The organism is Blautia acetigignens (assembly GCF_025566865.1).
Classification (GTDB): domain Bacteria; phylum Bacillota; class Clostridia; order Lachnospirales; family Lachnospiraceae; genus Blautia_A; species Blautia_A acetigignens.
The window spans coordinates 244,111-262,298 of the sequence record NZ_JAOQJM010000002.1 but is presented as its reverse complement, the minus strand read 5'-3'; the positions used below and the strand labels follow the sequence as shown (position 1 = coordinate 262,298).

The window sequence follows — 18,188 nt, the reverse complement described above, 5'->3', positions numbered from 1 at the left end:
CAGATTCTGCCATCCCCAAATTTCTCACTTCGCTTTTTCCAGGGTAAAGATAAACTCTGTTCCAACCCCTTCTGTACTGATTACATTAATATTCTGATTATGTGCCCGGATGATTTCCTTTACAATGGAAAGTCCAAGTCCGGTTCCTTTTCTATCCTTTCCACGGGAAGTATCTGTCTTATAAAAACGATCCCACACTTTGGAAAGACTTTCTTTTGGAATTCCCACTCCGTGATCCTTCACAGACACGAACACCTTTCCATTCTTCACAGTTGTCTCAATGTTGATGGAAGAATTGTCATTGCTGAACTTAATGGCATTGTCCAGTAAGTTGTACAGTACCTGCTGGATTTGTTCCATATCCGCTTCCACAAACAGTTCCTTGCCGGACAGCAAAAGCTCCAGATCAATATTTTTCCGGGAGCAGGTTCCCTCGAAGGTATTGGCTGTATTCTTGATCACATCGTTGATATCAAAACGGCGGATGTTCATCATCCGTTTGCGCTGATCCAGATCGTTCAACACCAGAAGACTGCGGGTCAGTTTTTCCAGACGGTCTGCCTCATGGGAAATAATATTCAGGTATTTGTCCTGCATCTCCGGCGGAATGGTACCATCCAGAATCGCTTCCACATAGCCCTTGATGGAAGTAAGGGGAGAGCGGAAATCATGGGAAACATTGGCGATAAAGGTTCGCTGGTACTCCCCGTTCTGGTTGATCTTGTCAGCCATGTAATTCAGGGTATTGGAAAGGTAACCCAGCTCGTCCTCTGACTTTACCGGAATGCGGTAGGTCAGATCTCCGTTTGCATACTCCGAAGCCCCCTTAATGATCTGCTTCATGGGAATGTGCACCCATTTCTGGTAGAACAGAAGCAAAAGTCCGCAAAGTGCGTATACTCCAAAGAAAATCATCTGAAGGATTCCAAGAAGACCACTGCGTTTCTGATAAAGCTGCTGCATGTCATAATGATAGGTCACATATCCCAGGATTTTCTCAGAATCCTTTATGGGAGCTACCACGTTTAACTGCGGGCTGTCGAAATAACCGTAAAAATTGCTGATTCGGTATTCCGCTGATTCCCAAAGCTCAGAATCCAGCTCAAATGGGGAGATATTATCATTGATAGCTGCTTTATCTGCATCTGCAAAGTCCGTTTCAGTGGACTTTGCATCGGAAACTGCCATTCGGGAAGCAATATTGGAGGAATGAACCAGCACATGAGCATTCTCATCAAAAAGCAGCACGCCTGCTTCTTCACCAGAAGCCAGAATATCCACCAGTTTCTGAAGGCCTTCTTTGTCCGCTTCTGTGATCTGCGTCTTTGCAATCTCATCCGAAGCAAAGCGGGTGGCACCGTCATATAAGCGGTGTCCTACCTCACCTTCCAGATAGGATTCCACAAAATGTGATCCTCCTGCTGTGGCAAAAAGAAAACCAATGATTCCGATGAGAATATAACAGGCGATCAGTTTGCTGTGCACTGTTTTTCTCATTCGCTTTTCACCTCGAATTTATATCCGATTCCCCAGACTGTGGAGATGGACCAGCTTGGATGATCTTTGATCTTTTCACGGAGACGCTTGATGTGCACGTCTACGGTTCTGGTATCTCCAATATATTCATAGCCCCAGATATGGTCCAGAAGCTGCTCTCTTGTAAATACCTGATTGGGTGAGGCTGCCAGGAAATAAAGAAGCTCCAGTTCCTTAGGCGGCATGTCCACCTGTTTTCCCATGTAGGTAACAGAGTAGTTGGTAAGGTTCACGGTAAGATCTGGGTAGGATGCACATTTTTCGTCGCTGACAACGGCTGTCGGCTTTGGCTGGAAGCGGCGGAGCACGGCGCGGACGCGGGCTACCAGTTCCTTGGAGTCAAAAGGCTTGATAATGTAATCATCAGCTCCAAGCTCCAGGCCAAGCACCTTGTCAAAGGTTTCTCCTTTTGCGGAGAGCATGATAATGGGCACATCAGAGGTGTGGCGGATTTCCCGGCATACCTGATAGCCGTCAATGCCCGGAAGCATCAGATCCAGAAGGATCAGGTTCGGGCGGAAGGTCTGGAATTCCTTCAGTGCAAGCTCGCCGTCATTTACGATTTTGGTTTCAAAGCATTCCTTGGTAAGATACAGAGAAATCAGCTCTGCAATGTTATTGTCATCATCTACGATGAGGATTTTCTGTTTAGCAACCATAACTTCTCCTTTTATTTCTTAAACTCTACAATAGTAACGCCTGCGTCTCCTTCGCCGAACTCAGCCAGGTGGAAATCAGCCACATGCTTCTGGCGGCGGAGATAATTGTGTACGCCTTTTCTGAGGGCTCCGGTTCCTTTTCCGTGTACGATGCGGACGCTTTTTAAGTGTGCAAGGTAAGCGTCATCCAGATATTTGTCCAACTCTGCCACGGCCTCGTCCACAGTTTTTCCAAGAAGATTGATTTCTGTGGAGACACTGGTGGATTTGGACATGCGGATCTTGCCTGCGCCTGTGCGGGAAAGTCCGGGAGTATTGATCACCGGCTCGTCTACCAGCTCCAGGTCGGAAATATGTACCTTGGAGCGGATGATTCCCATCTGTACAAAAAGGAAGCCTTTGGAATCCGGATGGCTGCTGACGGTTCCCTTCAGATTCATGCTCAGTACGTGAACCGTATCTCCAAGGGAAAGATCCTTGGGCTTGAGCTCTTTCTTTGGTTTCTTTACTGCAGTGTTCATGGACATGCCTTTTTCGGCTTTGTTCATGCGGGCGCGCAGGTTCTGGCGCTCTTTCTCTATGGCAGCGGTGTCCACATGATCCTTCTGGAATTTGTGGAACATCTTCATAGTCTGGTCTGCGTATTCCTTGGTGTCTGCAAGAATCTTGCGGGCCTCCTCGTTGGCCTCCCGGAGAATACGCTCCTTGCGCTCATCCAGCTTCTCCTGCTTGGACTCCAGCTCCTGCTTTAGGGCTGCAATCTCTGTCTTGTAGCGCTCCACCTCCTGACGTTCGTTTTCAATGATCACACGGCTGTTTTCCAGGGAAGCAAGTACATCCTCAAAGGATTCGTCCTTTTTGCTGATGCGCTTTCTGGCACGGTCGATGATGAAATCAGGAAGACCAAGCTTGGAGGAAATTGCAAATGCGTTGCTCTTTCCAGGAACTCCGATGAGCAGACGGTAAGTGGGACGCAAGGTCTCTACATCAAATTCACAGCAGGCATTTTCCACGCCTTTGGTGGAAAGGGCGTAAACCTTCAGCTCGCTGTAGTGGGTGGTTGCCATGGCCCGGATTCCCTGCTCATGAAGGAAGGAGAGAATGGAAATGGCAAGTGCGGCCCCCTCTGTGGGATCCGTACCGGAACCAAGCTCGTCGAAAAGTACCAGAGAGTCCTGATCTGCTTTCTCGAGGAAAGACACCACATTGGTCATGTGGGAGGAGAAGGTACTTAAGGACTGCTCAATGCTCTGTTCATCCCCGATGTCCGCGTAAACTTCACGGAAAACAGAAAGTTCGGAGCGGTCAAGGGCCGGAATGTGAAGGCCAGCCTGTCCCATCAGTGTGAGAAGTCCCACGGTTTTCAGGGAAACGGTTTTACCGCCGGTGTTCGGTCCGGTTACCACAAGCAGATCGAAATCCTCGCCCAGACGAATGTCAATGGGAACTGCCTGTTTCTTCGGAATCAGAGGGTGGCGTGCCTGTTTCAGGCGGATTCTTTTTTCTGTATTAAAAATAGGTTCAGTGGCATTCATATCCATGGCAAGTCCGGCTCTGGCAAAAATAAAGTCCAGCTGGATCATGATCTCCAGGTCTGCACGGATGGCATCCACGTTCTGTGCGGTTTGCTCACTTAAGGCGGCAAGGACTGCTTCGATTTCTTTCTGTTCTTCCAGCTCCAGTTCGCGGATGTCGTTGTTCAGCTTGACGATGGCAAGAGGCTCAATAAATAAGGTGGAGCCTGTGGAGGACTGGTCGTGGATCATGCCGGGAACCTGTCCTTTGTATTCTGCCTTGACTGGAATACAGTAGCGGCCGTTTCGCATGGTGATCACAGAATCCTGCAGGTAATTGCGGGCGCTGCCGTTTACCAGGGAGGCAAGCTGTGTGTGAATGCGGTCGTTGGCAATTTTCATGCTGCGGCGCACATGCATCAGTCCGCTGCTGGCGTCATCGCTGATCTCATCCTGGGAAAGGATGCAGCGGCGGATCTCAGAGGAGAGAGGAGTCAGCGGCTCCAGGCTCTCGAACATGCCGTCAAGGGAATCCTCTCTGGCATCTCCGCGCTCGTTGCGGGAATATGCTTTGACACGGTTGGTATTTTCAAGAAGTCCGGCAATGGCAAGCAGCTCGGAAATTCCCAGAGAGCTTCCGATCTCCAGGCGCTTCAGGGAGCCCCGCACATCCTTCACGCTTCCAAAGGAAATGTTTCCCTTCTGGAAAAGGCGGGTGAGGGCATCTCTTGTCTGGGTCTGCATATGACGGATCTCATAAACATCTTCAGATGGGAGAAGGTGTTTGCACAGGTCTTTTCCCATAGGGGAAGAAGCCTTCTCGGCCAGCTGGTCGATGATCTTGTAATATTCAAGTGATTTTAAAGCTTTTTGATTCATAATTTCTCCTGTAAATATGTTACTGGGCACAGAGTGAACAGTAACGCAAATATACTGCTCTTTACGCTGTTCACAGAGGCAGCATCAGAAATGTGCTCTCTGCGGGCAGCTTTGCTGCAACACCTATTGTACATGATTTATCCCCGCTTGAAAAGGAAAAAGTGGGAAGAAATTCATAAAATGTTCATAAATATTTGGTATGCTATAAAAGATTCGGATTCTTTATTGTGAGCGCCTGTGCGCAGAGCATGATTTAGAGGTATATGTGTTTAGAAAGGTTAGGAAAGAGATTATATGCGTTTTTTGAACGAGTTACATGAGGGTGACCGGATCAGCGGCATTTACCTGTGCAAGCAGAAGCAGCCGGCTGTGACCAAGAACGGAAAGCCCTATGAAAATATTATTCTTCAGGATAAAACCGGAGTGATGGACGGCAAGATCTGGGATCCCAATTCCCTTGGAATCGACGATTTTGATGCACTGGATTATATTGAGGTCATGGGAGATGTGACTAGCTTTGCAGGTGCCATGCAGCTGAATATCAAGCGCGTGCGCAAGGCAGGCGAGGGCGAATACAATCCGGCAGATTACCTTCCGGTAAGTGAGAACAGCACGGATGATATGTACGCACAGCTGACGGCTATGATTGGTACCGTGAAGAATGGGTATCTGAATACCCTTCTGAAGAAGCTGTTTGTGGAGGATCAGGAATTTTTGAAATCCTTTGAGGAGCATTCTGCAGCCAAGACTGTGCACCACGGTTTTATGGGCGGTCTGATGGAGCATACCTTAAGCGTTGCCAGACTTTGTGATTATATGGCAGGTGCTTATCCGGTGATCAAGCGTGATTTGCTGATCACAGCCGCTCTTCTGCATGATGTGGGCAAGACAAGGGAGCTTTCTTCTTTTCCGATGAATGACTACACAGATGAAGGACAGCTTCTTGGACATATTATTATCGGAGCACAGATGATCCATGATCTGGCTAAGGAGATCCCGGATTTTCCGCAAGATCTTGAGAACCAGCTGGTACACTGCATTCTGGCCCATCACGGCGAACTGGAATACGGTTCCCCGAAGAAGCCTGCTATGGTAGAGGCGGTTGCCTTAAACCTTGCAGATAATACAGACGCCCGCATGGAGACCCTTACCGAGATTTTTGCGGCAGACAAGAGCAAGAAGGAATGGCTTGGATATAACAGATTGTTTGAATCTAACTTAAGAAAGACAGGAGAATGGTAATCTTTATGGAGTATCGTAAGAATGATATTGTTACGTTAAAGATTGAAGATTGCGGAATTGACGGTGAAGGTATCGGAAAGGCTGATGGCTTCACCGTTTTTGTCAAGGATGCGGTAATCGGAGACACAGTTCGCGCAAAGATCATGAAAGCGAAGAAAAATTACGGATATGGCAGGCTGGAGGAGATCCTTACACCCTCACCAAACCGTGTGGAGCCAGAATGTGCTTTTGCAAGACAGTGCGGAGGCTGTCAGCTGCAGGCTCTTTCTTATGAGAAGCAGCTGGAATTCAAGGCTGGCAAGGTAAAGGGACACCTGGAACGGATCGGCGGCTTTACGGATATTCCCATGGAAGAGATCCTTGGAATGGAGCAGCCTTTCCACTATCGAAATAAAGCCCAGTTTCCTGTGGGAAAATCAAAGGACGGCAGAATTATTACCGGATTTTATGCAGGAAGGACTCACAGCATTATTGAGAACCGGGACTGCGCTCTTGGAGTTTCCCAGAATAAAGAGGTGCTGGACCGTGTGATCTCCCACATGGAAAAGTACCATATTCAGCCCTATGACGAGAACACAGGCAAAGGGCTGGTGCGCCATGTGCTGATCCGCTACGGCTTTTTCACAGATGAGATGATGGTCTGTCTGATCATCAACGGGGAGGAGCTTCCGGGGGAGGACGCTCTTGTGAAATCCCTTCGGGAAATTCCGGAGACTGTAAGTGTGATGGTGAATGTGAATAAGAAGCGAAATAACGTGATCCTTGGGGAAACAGTGCGGCTGCTTTGGGGCAAGCCTTACATTACAGATAAGATTGGGGAGATTTCCTATCAGATTTCGCCGCTGTCCTTTTTCCAGGTAAATCCTTACCAGACGGGACGGCTTTATGGAAAGGCACTGGAATACGCAGACCTTACCAGTAATGAAACCGTATGGGATCTTTACTGCGGAATCGGAACCATTTCCCTGTTCCTGGCACAGAAGGCGAAGATGGTAAGAGGCGTGGAGATTATTCCTGCAGCTATTGAGAATGCCAAAGAAAACGCCAAGCGGAACGGCTTTACCAATACAGAATTCTTTGTAGGAAAAGCCGAAGAGGTTTTGCCGGAGCAGTACGCTCGCACAGGCGAGCGCGCCGATGTGATCGTAGTGGATCCGCCCCGCAAAGGTTGTGACGAGACCCTCCTTGCCACCATCATCGAAATGCAGCCCGACCGAGTGGTCTACGTAAGCTGCGACAGCGCCACCCTGGCCCGCGACCTGAAGTACCTCTGCGCCCACGGCTACCAGTTAAAGAAAGTCTGCCCCGTAGACATGTTCCCGAACACGGTGTCGGTAGAGACGGTTGTCTTGCTTTCCAAGGGTAAGGTCGACTCGAAAAAGATTCGGGTTGAGTTCTCTTTGGAAGATATGGATATGTCCGAATTTCAGGATGGGGCAACCTATCCGCAGATCAAGGAGTATGTGTTGGAGCATACCGGGTTAAAGGTGTCCAACCTCTATATCTCACAGATTAAACGAAAATGTGGGATTGGGGTTGGTAAGAACTATAATCTGCCGAAGTCCGAGGATTCCAGACAGCCCCAGTGTCCACCGGAAAAAGAGAAAGCAATCCGAGAAGCATTCAAATATTTTGGGATGATCTAACATCCAGCAAAGTGGAGGTTTCTTATGGATAGGTTGATTTCTTGTGAGTTCAACATGGATAATGCCTGTGTGGAACTGAAATTCTTAGATGGCAGTATGATTGCTATTGATACAATAGCCGTGGAGAATGAGGTTGCCGACAATATGTATCAGCGGTCAGAGCTGGATTATCTGATCTACAATGATCCGATTGGATATGCAGACTTGATATTGAACGGTGATCCCGAAATTTATCTAAAAACTGTAACTGAATGTAAACCCTTAGATTAAAACTCAGCCCTCTGCCTTTTCATTGGCAGAGGGCCGTTTTTTGCTTAACAGTTATTGAGCATCCCTTAATTGCTCTACAACACTGCATTTCGCTGCGTTGTCATACATCATGCAAGGAATCAGCCACCCCAGCAGAAGAAATACCGGAATTGTCAGCAGGACAGGCAGAATGGTGAATCGATACTCAAAGAACCAGAACATACTGCCCAGCATTTTTCCTGCAAGAGGTCCCACCGCCAGCGACAGAATAAAGGCCGCCGCTACGGAGGACATTGCGTAAAACAACCCCTCATAGATCAGCATGGTTTTGAGCTGCCGGTTTGTCATTCCTACAGCCTGAAGCACAGCAAATTCACGGCGGCGGGAAAGAATACCGGTCATCATGGCGTTGAAGAAATTTAAGAGTCCCACCAGCCCAATGATAGCACAGAGGATACCACCTATCAGAAGGAACATCTGCCGGAACTGAGCAAATTCAGAGCGAGCCGTGGCCTTGCTTTCATACATCAAGGGCGAAAACTCACCGGCAGTGAGCTTCGATAGATATTGCTCTGCTTCGGCCTCGTCAACTTCGTCCGCTGTGTCGAACAGGTAGAGCATCGGAATGGCTGCACCACCGCTGTCCCTCTGTGCGGTGTCCACAGACAAAACTACGTCATATCCAATACCACCATAACGATAACTCATGGAATTCGGAAGTTCTACCAAGGCGCAGACCGTGTACTCTACATCTCTGGCTCCATACAATTTTGCCTGAAAGTACTCCTCCGGTGTATCTTCGGTGCGGAGTTCCCCGGTGCGGCTGTCGATATATTTCACATCATCCGCATAGGTAGCGGTGATCGTGTCTCCCACCTTGGGATAGTATTCAGGATTGGGCAGATTACCGTAGTCATCTAAGGAAACCGCAATGGCAATGGCGTTATTGTCCGGCTCCAGCATAGGAGAAATATCTCCGTCGAGCACTTGCAGCTTGTCAAACAGACTGTTATCCAGAGCCTCAATTCTGGTATCTCCCATCACCATATTGCCCCGGTGCTCCAGACGGCTCATATGGCTGTCCAACTGCTCGGCGCTTTCGTACCTTGCATAGTCCTGCCGCAGAGCATCCTCCGTCATCCACAGATATGCGGGTTTTCGCACAGCATATCCCGTGCCGGAAAGACTGGCCTTTGTGTTTGCTGCGATCTCTTCGATCTGTTCCGGCGTGATGAATTCATCTGCCGGGTTGTAACGGAAATAGTCGGGCGTGCTGACGATAAAATCGGCGCAGGTCATGAAGGATACATACTTCTCCATGCTGAAGCCGCCCACAAAGGCACACAGCGCATTGAACAGTGTCACCGACAGTGCCAGAGACAACACCACCAGTACCGTCTTTTTCTTGTTTCGTCCCAGATTGGCAAAGGCCATCTGATGGAGCTTTGCTCCCCGGGTGCTGCGCCGTTTTTTCTTGGTCTGCATTGCATCCGTATATTTGGTAGCCTCCACCGGAGAGACCTTAGCTGCCATTTTTCCGGGCTTGGAACAGGACAAGAGCACCGTCAACAAGGCGAACAGCATAGAACCAAGGAAGATCACAGGCGATGTGCTGATGGTGGTGATGCCTGCATCCAATCGGGTGGAGCGCAAGACAACAGGAACCAAAACAGCGCCAATGCCGTAGCCCAGCAGCAGCCCCGCCGGAATACCGATCAGACAAAGCAGAAGTGCCTGCAGGCGAATGATGCGTTTGAGCTGCCGGGGCGTTGTGCCAATGGTTTTCAGAAGTCCGTAAAACCGGATATCCCCTACAACAGAGATCTGAAAAATGTTATAGATGATAAGATACCCCGTGAAAATCACCAGCAGCAAAAAAGCTGCTATGGCGACCATCAGCTCTGGATCGAGCTGTGACTCCAGCTGGGATGAGGTATATCCCCAATTGACGCCGATTCGGACGCTGTTGGGATCGGTATAGCTGTCCCATGTGTAACCAAGATCGGTATCCACCTGCTCCATCTGCCCTTGAATGTTTGTGCCGGAGGCCAGCATGATATTCAAATCGGTGCGGAAAGGCTGTAAACCTGTTTTCACTGCCTGCGCTTCGATGTCATCTGCGTAATCACGGCTGATGTTGATGTAATGAACAGGCATTAGTTCATCATAGTCCCAATAGCCCACCAGCGTAAAGGTATCTGTTACAGTAAAGGCGGTTTGGTCCTTGTCCGTAATGGAATAGGAAACCGTGACCTCGGCGCCCAGCTCCGGCGTTACGCCAAGCAGCTGCAACGCTGCCGTATCCATGGCTACCTCTTTGCCGCTTTCGGGCATCCGTCCGGTAGTAGGGGTTGCATAGCTCCATTTAGTGCAGTTGGCATCCATGTAGCTGATCTCTGCCGGTATTTTGGCAAAGACCCCCTCCGCAGTGATACCGATTACCTTCCGTGCCCCCGCAGCCTTCACCTTTGGGTGGGCAGCGATGCGTTCCGCCTGCTCGGGGGAAACATCCTTAAAGGTGCCATGCGCATAGCCGCCTACCTGCCGAAACTGGTAGGTTTCATAGCTGGCGTTCAACGACAAGACAATGGTGAACATGGACGTAAATAGCAGCGTTGTCAGCGCAATGGCAAAAATGGCGATCAGATTGCGACGACGGTTCGCATAAAGAGATTTTAAGCTGAGTTTCCGAATACATTTTCTGTTTTTGACATTCATCGTAACCACCTCCCGTTAGTTTTGGGAGACGATCCGACCATCTTCGATACGGATAATGCGGTCTGCCATCTGTGCAATTTCTTCGTTGTGAGTGATCATTACGATTGTCTGGGCGAACTTTTGACTGGTGACTTTCAAAAGGCTCAATACATCCTGACTGGTTTTGGAATCCAGATTACCTGTCGGTTCATCTGCCAGAATGATAGCGGGTGCTGCCGCCAGCGCACGGGCGATTGCCACACGCTGCTGCTGACCGCCGGAGAGCTGATTGGGCAGGGCATCCAGACGCTCATCCAGCCCAAGGGTCTGCACGATCTGCTGTACGAAATCCTTGTTGACCTTGCCACCGTCCAGCTCAATGGGTAGAACGATATTTTCATACACATTCAGCACCGGAACAAGATTATATGCTTGGAACACAAAGCCGATTTTCCTGCGGCGGAAGATGGTCAGCGCTTCCTCCTTCAGGGAGAAAATATCCTGTCCGTCCACCATGACCGTGCCGCTTGTAGGGCGATCCAGCCCGCCCAGCATGTGCAGCAGCGTGGATTTGCCGGAGCCGGATGTGCCGACAATTGCAACAAATTCGCCCTTCTTTACACTTAAATCAACTCCATCCAACGCATGAACTGCGTTATTGCCGGAGCCATAAATCTTTTTCAGGTCTTTTGCCTGTAAAACATCCATAAATGAGTACCTCCATGAAAAAATCTGTATGTATGAAAGGAAATCATCCTTTGATACATACAGATTATCGCATAGGAATCTTTCCACATTCTTTCCGGCGGAAAATGAAATATAACAGTTTTGATAGAATTGTTGTTATTTCGGCAGAAATATGGAAAACGTACTTCCTTTTCCCGGAACGGAAGCAATCTTGATATAACCTCCCTCGCCGGATATGATCTGTCGGGCAAGGTATAAGCCGATGCCGACCCCTTCCTGCTCCTGAACCGCCTTTGAGCGGTAAAAGCGAGCAAATATCTTCGCTTGCTCAGTTTCCGGTATGCCTGAACCGGTATCCGATATATCGATCCTTGCAAACATTTCGTAACTTACGGCAGAAATCCTGATTGTGCCATGCTCTGTATATTTGATGGCATTGTCTACGATATTCGCCAGCGCTTCCGCTGTCCATTTGAAGTCGAATACAGCAAAAGCATCGGTATCCTGCAGTCGCAAAGACAATCCTTTTTCAGAAGCCTTGGCGGCATATTGTTCTACTACGCTTTCAAGCAGCGGCTGTAGCGCTGCTTGCTGAGGGGTGAGTGAAATGATCCCATTTTCCAGTCTGGAAAGCTTTACGAGAGAATCGATCAAAAATCGCAGCTTTTCCGATTGTTTGTACAGCGCCTCCACATTTGCCTTCGCCGATGCAGGCAGAGTTTCCTCCTTCAGAAGCTCGCTGTATAACAGCAGGTTTGCAATCGGCGTTTTTGTCTGGTGCGAGATGTCCGCAATCAAGGTTTTGATTTTGTCTTTTTCCTGCGCTACATTTCGAGAAGATGCTTCTGCTGCGGAAAGATAGTGTGCAAACTTTGTTTCCAAAGCAGACAGCCGGCTTTCATCAAAATTGGTTTCAGAAAAGGAGCCGGTCATGGCAGCGTCCAGCATCCTTTCGATTTCTTCCATCGTTTTTCTGGTCTTTCTCCGCTCCCATAACACAACAGCTGCCGCCGCCAGAAAACACAGCAGTATGATCACAATACCGGTTTTATTCATCTTTTGTCACCCAGCTATAACCGATTCCATAGACGGTTTTAATGTATTTCTGTGCACCAAGCTTATCCCTCAGACGCTTGATCGTAACAGACAAAGCATTTTCATCCACATATTCTGCGCCATCTGTCCAGATCCGGTCGACAAGGTCTCCACGGGTCATGGTTCGACCACGATTTTCAACAAGCAGACGCAGTAATTTTTGTTCTGTTTTGCTCAATTCCACTTTTGAATCTCCCACATAAAAGGTCATAGCCTCAAAGTCAAAGTGAAATAGATCCATATGGAACGGCGCATTTTTATGGTTTGACGCTTGCTTTCGCAGTTGGGTATTCACCCTTGCCCGCAAAACCGAAAGAGAAAAGGGCTTGGTAATGTAATCATCAGCGCCCCTCTCCAGTCCGTCTACGATGTCCAGATCGGTGTCATTGGCAGTCAGCAGAATAACAGGAATATAGGGTGTGTTTTCCTTGACCTCCCGGAGCAGCTCGAGCCCGCTGCCATCCGGCAGATTGATATCCAGCAGGATCAGGGATACACTCCCGCAAAGCAATTGTTCTCTTGCCGCTTTTAGATCATGGCAGGATATAATCTGACGGTCATCTGCTTTCAGCGCTTTGCATAAGCCTTGATTCAAACCGATATCATCTTCAATAATCAATAATTGTTCCATGTATCTCACTCCTTCGTTATTCAAATGCCACCATCGTTTCCTTGGGCAATTTTTCGTTCTCACAGTTCAGAAGATAGGCTACGGCCTTGTTCGCAAAGCGGTTGGTTTTTATCGTATCCCAATCGGCAAGGCGAATGATCTCTGCCGTACCATTCTCAAAATCAAATGAAATCTCGCCCCATTCGCCGTCGCGTCTGCCTGATATTCGTAGATTGCGGCGGCGATTTTCTTTTTTCGCTTGATCTTGGATTTCTGTTTTAGCCGGACTGCATGGATTGCGCCCTCGGCAACCAACAATTCCGTCAACTTGTCCACTGCTTTTCGGTAGGCTCGTTCTGCACCGCTGGCTGTACTGCCCTCAAACATAACCGCCAGTTCTTCAAAGGTGGGGCGGTTCTTCCATGAGCCAACTCGCCCACAGGTCATGCAAATTGCTAACCGTTTTTCGAGCAAGGTCTGTTCCCGGTAATTCAGTTTCTCAAATGCCCGCTGCACCTTTTCTGCCTGTATGCCGTTCCAGAGGATATCGGTATAGTTCCAGCTATCGTCAAGGGCTACATCCTCGCCTGTTTCTTCGCCGTCCTCGTCTGTGACATAGAAAGGCTGCTGATTGCGGATTCCACGGACAACTTTCAGATATTCTTCCGCAAGGGCAAGATCGCAGTTGTATTTCTTGGAAAATTCGTTGACCGCATCCTTGGTATTGTGGTACAGCCAAGCCATTGACCGCACCATTTTGTAATTGGTCAGAGAGGACACCGACCATTTTTCTTCGCCCATGCGGAAACGGAGCATAGCATCCCGGATGAACGGGAAAATGTATGTAGCATACTCTGCACCCTTGGCAAGGTCATAGTCCATCAGCTTTTGGAGCATTTGCTCCCGGCAGGAGAGCTTTATATCTATAAATCGGTCTGTGTCATACAGATCGCCGCCATCCACACCGAGAAAGTCTTTGATGCGCTTGTTAAGCTGCGGCTCGTAGTGGTGTAGGAAGAATGAGAAATATATCAAATTCTTTTCATGCAAGGCAGACAGGATATATTCGTTCAGATTGCCCACCGCTGGAGGCTCCGGTTCCAGTTGAAAGATGCGCTCTGCCGCATAAGGAATGATGCCGTCACCGTGCGGATTGACAGCGTGTTTTGGTATGTATCCGGTCATGTCCCATGAAAAATCACTCAGCATAGCGCACCTCCCTTCTCATTTCTATAAGAATCCCTTAAGACATTCTTTCATAAAAAGCATGAAGTATTTCTGCCAATTCCTGCGGTGATTCAATATTAACTTCATGTCCGGCACCAATAATCGTTTTTAATTCCACGTTCTTAAGCAATTCTGCCAATTCAATAGAAGCATTTTTATTCGCAGTATCTTTCTCGCCATATAACAATAGTGTAGGGCATGATATTTTGTGCAGAGAGTTGTTAAAGTCCAACTCCATCATGGTTTCGCATAGAAGTAAGAAATCAGCTTTTCTAAATCCCATTTGTTGAAACATGGATTTAGGCATAAATCTAAAGAGAAGATTTTGAAATTTCAGAAGCTTCTTGGGCATTTTATATTGTGTGGCGATAAGCACCAAGGAGCGAACTTTTTTCGGATATTGTATAGCATAGTTCAGAGCTAATACGCCCCCAAGCGATAAACCGCACAAATCAATAGGCTCATCATATTGATTGCAGTAATCTGAAAATGCAGCATATAGATTATCATAGGTCACTTCTTTGCTATGAACTAAATCAGGAAGATTCGGACACAAGCTGTAATCAGTAGTTTGCAAAATATCTATTGTTTTTGTCCAACTGTCAGATGTTTGTCCTAATCCATGCACATATATTTGTTTCATATTGTTCCCCCACTAAATATGTATCTTAGCTTCTGCAAGCAAAGCAGCCTGTTCCATTTCTTTTTCATAAGCTCCTTTGGCATAAGCAACATCACTTTTTGCCCGGAGTTCTTTATCTTTTGCCAGTTTCTTCATGACCTCCGCAAGGTCAGCGTCCAGAGTACCACGCTTTACATAGCGATTTATGGTGTTCAGCCTCTTTTCATATATCTGGATAATCGGATGATCGTCTGCAAGCTCTCGCTGTTCTCTGCCTTTTAGATTGCCGATCTGCCGGCAAGTACGGTGCAGCTTGTCCCCCGGTGCATAGCCGCCGCAGTATTTGGTGTGCCTTGCGTTGGTGGTGAGGAACCACTTGCCGCAGATTTTGCATTTTTTCGGGGCATGACCAACACATAAGCCCTCAAAAAGATCAGACCGGAACATCCCTACAAAGGATACATAGTGCATCCGCTTGACCAGCTTCGCAACTTTTTCGCCGGGACGGATGACGGATACATACTGAACGGAATTGTTCAGGGTAGACATCCAGGCATTGCCTTCCGTGATGGAAAACTCCGGCGGGAAATAGCTGCCGAACATTTTTGCAAAACCCTCTGCGGTGCGGTCTGCTTCGTTGCCGTCTGTTTTTTCTGCAAAATCAAGCATGGCCGTTTGGTATTCCCCAAGGGAGTATGCCAGATGCCCGAAAACTGCGGTATAGCGTTGGAGCATCATCGCATCGGTAAAGTTCTGGATTTCTTCAAATTGCAAAGAATTGGTTGCGGCTTTTATGGCAAACTCCACATATTTCAGCGCATTGTCCACAGTAAAGACTTTTTCAATCCGTTCTCTGTGCTTTGAGATATTCATATAGGAGAACGGCGGTGTTTGGCTGAGAATATCGAGCATCGTCAGAGCAGCTTCCTTTGCAATAGGACAGAGTGCAGAAGCATCCTGTCCGGCGTTTAATATTCCAAGCAGCAGATTGATTTTCTCGCATTGCTCGTTTATTTTTGCAATGGTATTCACAGGAACATTCAGTGCATCACAGGCAAGCGTACCGACAGGAAATGTTTTGCTCTCATATATGACCGTATCCTGCCAGAAATCCAATGTCATCAATTCTTGATTCATGCTTGCCCTCCTGTCCTGTTTTTTCATTTTTCTAATTATATCATGTAAATGTGAAGAAATCTACGTCCTCAGATAAGTTGTCCTGTTTTTTGAAACAGGATTGTCCTGTCATTAGCCTGTTTTTTGAAAAATCCGTCATAACCATAATAGAAGGAGCGAAGCACCTGCCAATCACGGCGGGTGCTTCGTGCTTTCCAGAATATTATGAACGGAGGGTTTTCTATGACAATCTATGAAACCATCAAGGCGGCAATCAGCGTCAAGCAAGCCGCCGAACACTACGGGCTGAAAGTGAGCCACAACGGCATGGCTTGCTGCCCGTTCCACAACGACAGGCATCCGAGCTTGAAGCTGAATGAGGACTATTTTTTCTGCTTCGGCTGCGGAGCCAAAGGGGATGTGATCGACCTTGTGGCAAGGCTGTTCAATCTGAGCAGTTATGAAGCAGCGCAAAAGCTGGCTTTGGACTTCGGGCTTGACCCGAAACCGCCCACTGCCGCAGCTATGGTCAAGCCAAAGCGTCCCTATATCCGTCAGTTCCGGGAGGATGAAATGCTGTGCTTCCGGGTGCTGACGGATTATTTGCATCTGTTGGAAGATTGGAAAGTGCGCTATGCTCCCAAGACACCGGAAGATGCTCTGGATGACCGTTTTGTGGAAGCCTGCCAGATGCACTGCCATATCGAATATATGGCAGATGTGCTGACGGTGGGTGATCTGGAAGAACGGGTGGCATTGGTGGACAAGCTGATGCAGGACGGCAAAATTGCTTTTCTGCAAGAGTATACCGCACGAAAGAAAAAGGAGGTGGCGCACCATGGCGAAGAACCGGAAAACGCCTGATATGAACTTGCCCATGTGGTTTGACGGGCAGAACATCAACGAAGCTCTGTTTTGTGAAGAATTTCTGCAAGAGCGCAGGATCATCTTCGCAAACGGAGCTTTTTTCACGCCCGATGGTCGAGTGACGGACGATCTTCCTCTGCGTGGGGAGATTTACGACAAGCTGAAATTCTGTGCCGTAAACAATATCCCCCGGAAGATCACCAACATTCTGGAAGTGCTGAAACTGGAAGCGCAAGTGCCGGACTTTCCACCGGAGCAGGATCGGATTCATTTGTCCAACGGTACGCTGCTATTGAACGGCACATTTACCGAGGGCAGACCGGCTATCGTGCGGAGCCGTTTGCCGGTTGCTTACAATCCCGATGCTACTGCGCCGGTGATCTGGCTGAACTTTCTGGATGGGTTGCTTTACGCCGAGGACATTCCAACTTTGCAGGAGTTTATCGGCTATTGCCTGATTCCCTCCAACAAGGGGCAGCGCATGATGGTGATTAAAGGCAACGGCGGCGAGGGTAAATCTCAAATCGGTGCGGTACTGTCTACCATCTTCGGCACGAATATGAAAGACGGCAGCATCGGCAAGATTTCTGAAAACCGCTTCGCCCGTGCCGATTTGGAACACATTCTCCTGTGCGTGGATGATGATATGCGGATGGAAGCTCTGCGCCAGACCAACTATGTAAAATCCATTGTCACCGCACAGGGCAAGATGGATTTGGAACGCAAAGGCAAGCAGAGTTATCAGGGTTGGATGTTCGCCCGATTGCTGGCATTCAGCAACGGTGATCTGCAAGCCTTGTATGACCACAGTGACGGATTTTATCGCAGACAGCTTGTGCTGACCACCAAGGAAAAGCCAGTGGACAGAGCTGACGATCCCGACCTTGCGGAGAAGATGAAAGCTGAAGCCGAGGGTATCTTCCTGTGGGCATTTGAAGGCTTACAGCGGCTTGTTGCCAACAACTTTAAGTTTACGGAGAGTGAGCGTATCCGGGAAAACCGGGAAGCGGTCAAGCGTGACAACAACAATATCTTTGATTTCATGGATTCCGAGGGATACATCCAGCGTAAAGCGGATGCGTCCATCAGTTCCAAGGATTTCTATGAAATCTACCGGATGTGGTGCGAAGAAAATTCCCTTGCACCGCTGAAAGCCCGCAGCTTCAGCGACGCCATGATTGCCAATGCCAAGAAATTTAATCTGGAACATTGCAACAATATCACCAACTCTGCCGGACGGCGGGTTTGGGGATTCATGGGAGTGGAAGCCATTGCACGACCTCATATAAATGGGTTTTACGGAGATTCGCCGTGTACGTACGTACCGGAGGACATTCCGGAGGAATGGCGGCAGGTCGAGTAAATCCCATTGGCTGGTACGTATGTACGCAGCAAAAGAGCGTGAAACGCTTGTGATAGAAACAGCTCATTTCCTTTATTTGGGCTGTTTCTATTGCAGTGAAAGATTTGATTTTCACTGCCGCCGGGATGGGTGGTGTTTCGCAAAACAGCAGCTATCCGGGCTGAACAACAGAAAACGAT

The 18,188-nt window shown here is 48.3% G+C and carries 15 protein-coding genes; 5 read left to right on the top strand and 10 right to left on the bottom strand.

Going from position 1 to position 18,188, the window contains the following annotated elements; all coding sequences use genetic code 11:
- Positions 1-24: 24 nt before the first annotated feature.
- From OCV70_RS04055 to OCV70_RS04045, 3 genes are read right to left on the bottom strand one after another with little or no spacing between them, the layout of a single operon-like run.
- Complete coding sequence (locus OCV70_RS04055) at positions 25-1,497, bottom strand: sensor histidine kinase (protein ID WP_173765317.1); 1,473 nt, start codon at positions 1,495-1,497, stop codon at positions 25-27.
- A complete protein-coding gene (locus OCV70_RS04050) occupies positions 1,494-2,195 on the bottom strand; it encodes a response regulator transcription factor (protein ID WP_021925193.1) in 702 nt (233 codons plus the stop codon). Before OCV70_RS04050 ends, OCV70_RS04055 begins: the two co-directional genes overlap by 4 nt.
- An 11-nt stretch (positions 2,196-2,206) precedes the next feature.
- Entirely contained in the window at positions 2,207-4,588 is a 2,382-nt protein-coding gene (locus OCV70_RS04045) for an endonuclease MutS2 (protein ID WP_021925192.1), read from the bottom strand.
- A 294-nt stretch (positions 4,589-4,882) separates the two neighbouring features.
- Between OCV70_RS04045 and OCV70_RS04040 the strand changes: the two genes are divergently transcribed.
- From OCV70_RS04040 to OCV70_RS04030, 3 genes are read left to right on the top strand one after another with little or no spacing between them, the layout of a single operon-like run.
- The gene (locus tag OCV70_RS04040) at positions 4,883-5,830 is read left to right on the top strand and encodes a 3'-5' exoribonuclease YhaM family protein (RefSeq protein WP_021925191.1); all 948 of its coding nucleotides are present in this window, start codon (positions 4,883-4,885) and stop codon (positions 5,828-5,830) included.
- 5 nt (positions 5,831-5,835) lie between these two features.
- On the top strand, positions 5,836-7,476 hold the full coding sequence (gene rlmD, locus OCV70_RS04035) for a 23S rRNA (uracil(1939)-C(5))-methyltransferase RlmD (protein ID WP_173765319.1): 1,641 nt from the start codon (positions 5,836-5,838) through the stop codon (positions 7,474-7,476).
- A gap of 24 nt (positions 7,477-7,500) precedes the next feature.
- Complete coding sequence (locus OCV70_RS04030) at positions 7,501-7,746, top strand: DUF6061 family protein (RefSeq protein WP_173765321.1); 246 nt, start codon at positions 7,501-7,503, stop codon at positions 7,744-7,746.
- Positions 7,747-7,797: 51 nt separating this feature from the next.
- Here the strand turns inward: OCV70_RS04030 and OCV70_RS04025 are convergent, their stop codons facing one another.
- The 7 genes from OCV70_RS04025 to OCV70_RS03995 form a co-directional block, all read right to left on the bottom strand.
- On the bottom strand, positions 7,798-10,443 hold the full coding sequence (locus OCV70_RS04025; protein ID WP_173765323.1) for an ABC transporter permease: 2,646 nt from the start codon (positions 10,441-10,443) through the stop codon (positions 7,798-7,800).
- Positions 10,444-10,458: 15 nt separating this feature from the next.
- Positions 10,459-11,130, bottom strand: coding sequence for an ABC transporter ATP-binding protein (locus OCV70_RS04020; protein ID WP_117760539.1), 672 nt, complete (start codon positions 11,128-11,130; stop codon positions 10,459-10,461).
- Positions 11,131-11,265: 135 nt separating this feature from the next.
- Positions 11,266-12,075 carry a sensor histidine kinase gene (locus tag OCV70_RS04015; protein ID WP_330382787.1) on the bottom strand — a complete coding sequence of 270 codons (810 nt, stop codon included), beginning with the start codon at positions 12,073-12,075 and terminating at the stop codon, positions 11,266-11,268.
- A gap of 82 nt (positions 12,076-12,157) precedes the next feature.
- Positions 12,158-12,835: a response regulator transcription factor gene (locus OCV70_RS04010; RefSeq protein ID WP_117526584.1), complete on the bottom strand. Its 678-nt coding sequence runs from the start codon at positions 12,833-12,835 to the stop codon at positions 12,158-12,160.
- A gap of 108 nt (positions 12,836-12,943) precedes the next feature.
- A complete protein-coding gene (locus tag OCV70_RS04005; protein WP_330385669.1) occupies positions 12,944-14,023 on the bottom strand; it encodes a sigma-70 family RNA polymerase sigma factor in 1,080 nt (359 codons plus the stop codon).
- Positions 14,024-14,057: 34 nt separating this feature from the next.
- Entirely contained in the window at positions 14,058-14,684 is a 627-nt protein-coding gene (locus tag OCV70_RS04000; RefSeq protein ID WP_055058962.1) for an alpha/beta fold hydrolase, read from the bottom strand.
- 12 nt (positions 14,685-14,696) lie between these two features.
- The gene (locus OCV70_RS03995) at positions 14,697-15,800 is read right to left on the bottom strand and encodes a DUF6076 domain-containing protein (protein WP_117489485.1); all 1,104 of its coding nucleotides are present in this window, start codon (positions 15,798-15,800) and stop codon (positions 14,697-14,699) included.
- Between the two features lie 222 nt (positions 15,801-16,022).
- On the opposite strand from OCV70_RS03995, the gene OCV70_RS03990 reads away from it, so the two are divergent.
- Complete coding sequence (locus tag OCV70_RS03990; protein WP_039996408.1) at positions 16,023-16,643, top strand: CHC2 zinc finger domain-containing protein; 621 nt, start codon at positions 16,023-16,025, stop codon at positions 16,641-16,643.
- Entirely contained in the window at positions 16,618-18,009 is a 1,392-nt protein-coding gene (locus tag OCV70_RS03985) for a DNA primase family protein (RefSeq protein ID WP_173765325.1), read from the top strand. Before OCV70_RS03990 ends, OCV70_RS03985 begins: the two co-directional genes overlap by 26 nt.
- The last annotated feature ends 179 nt before the right edge of the window (positions 18,010-18,188 follow it).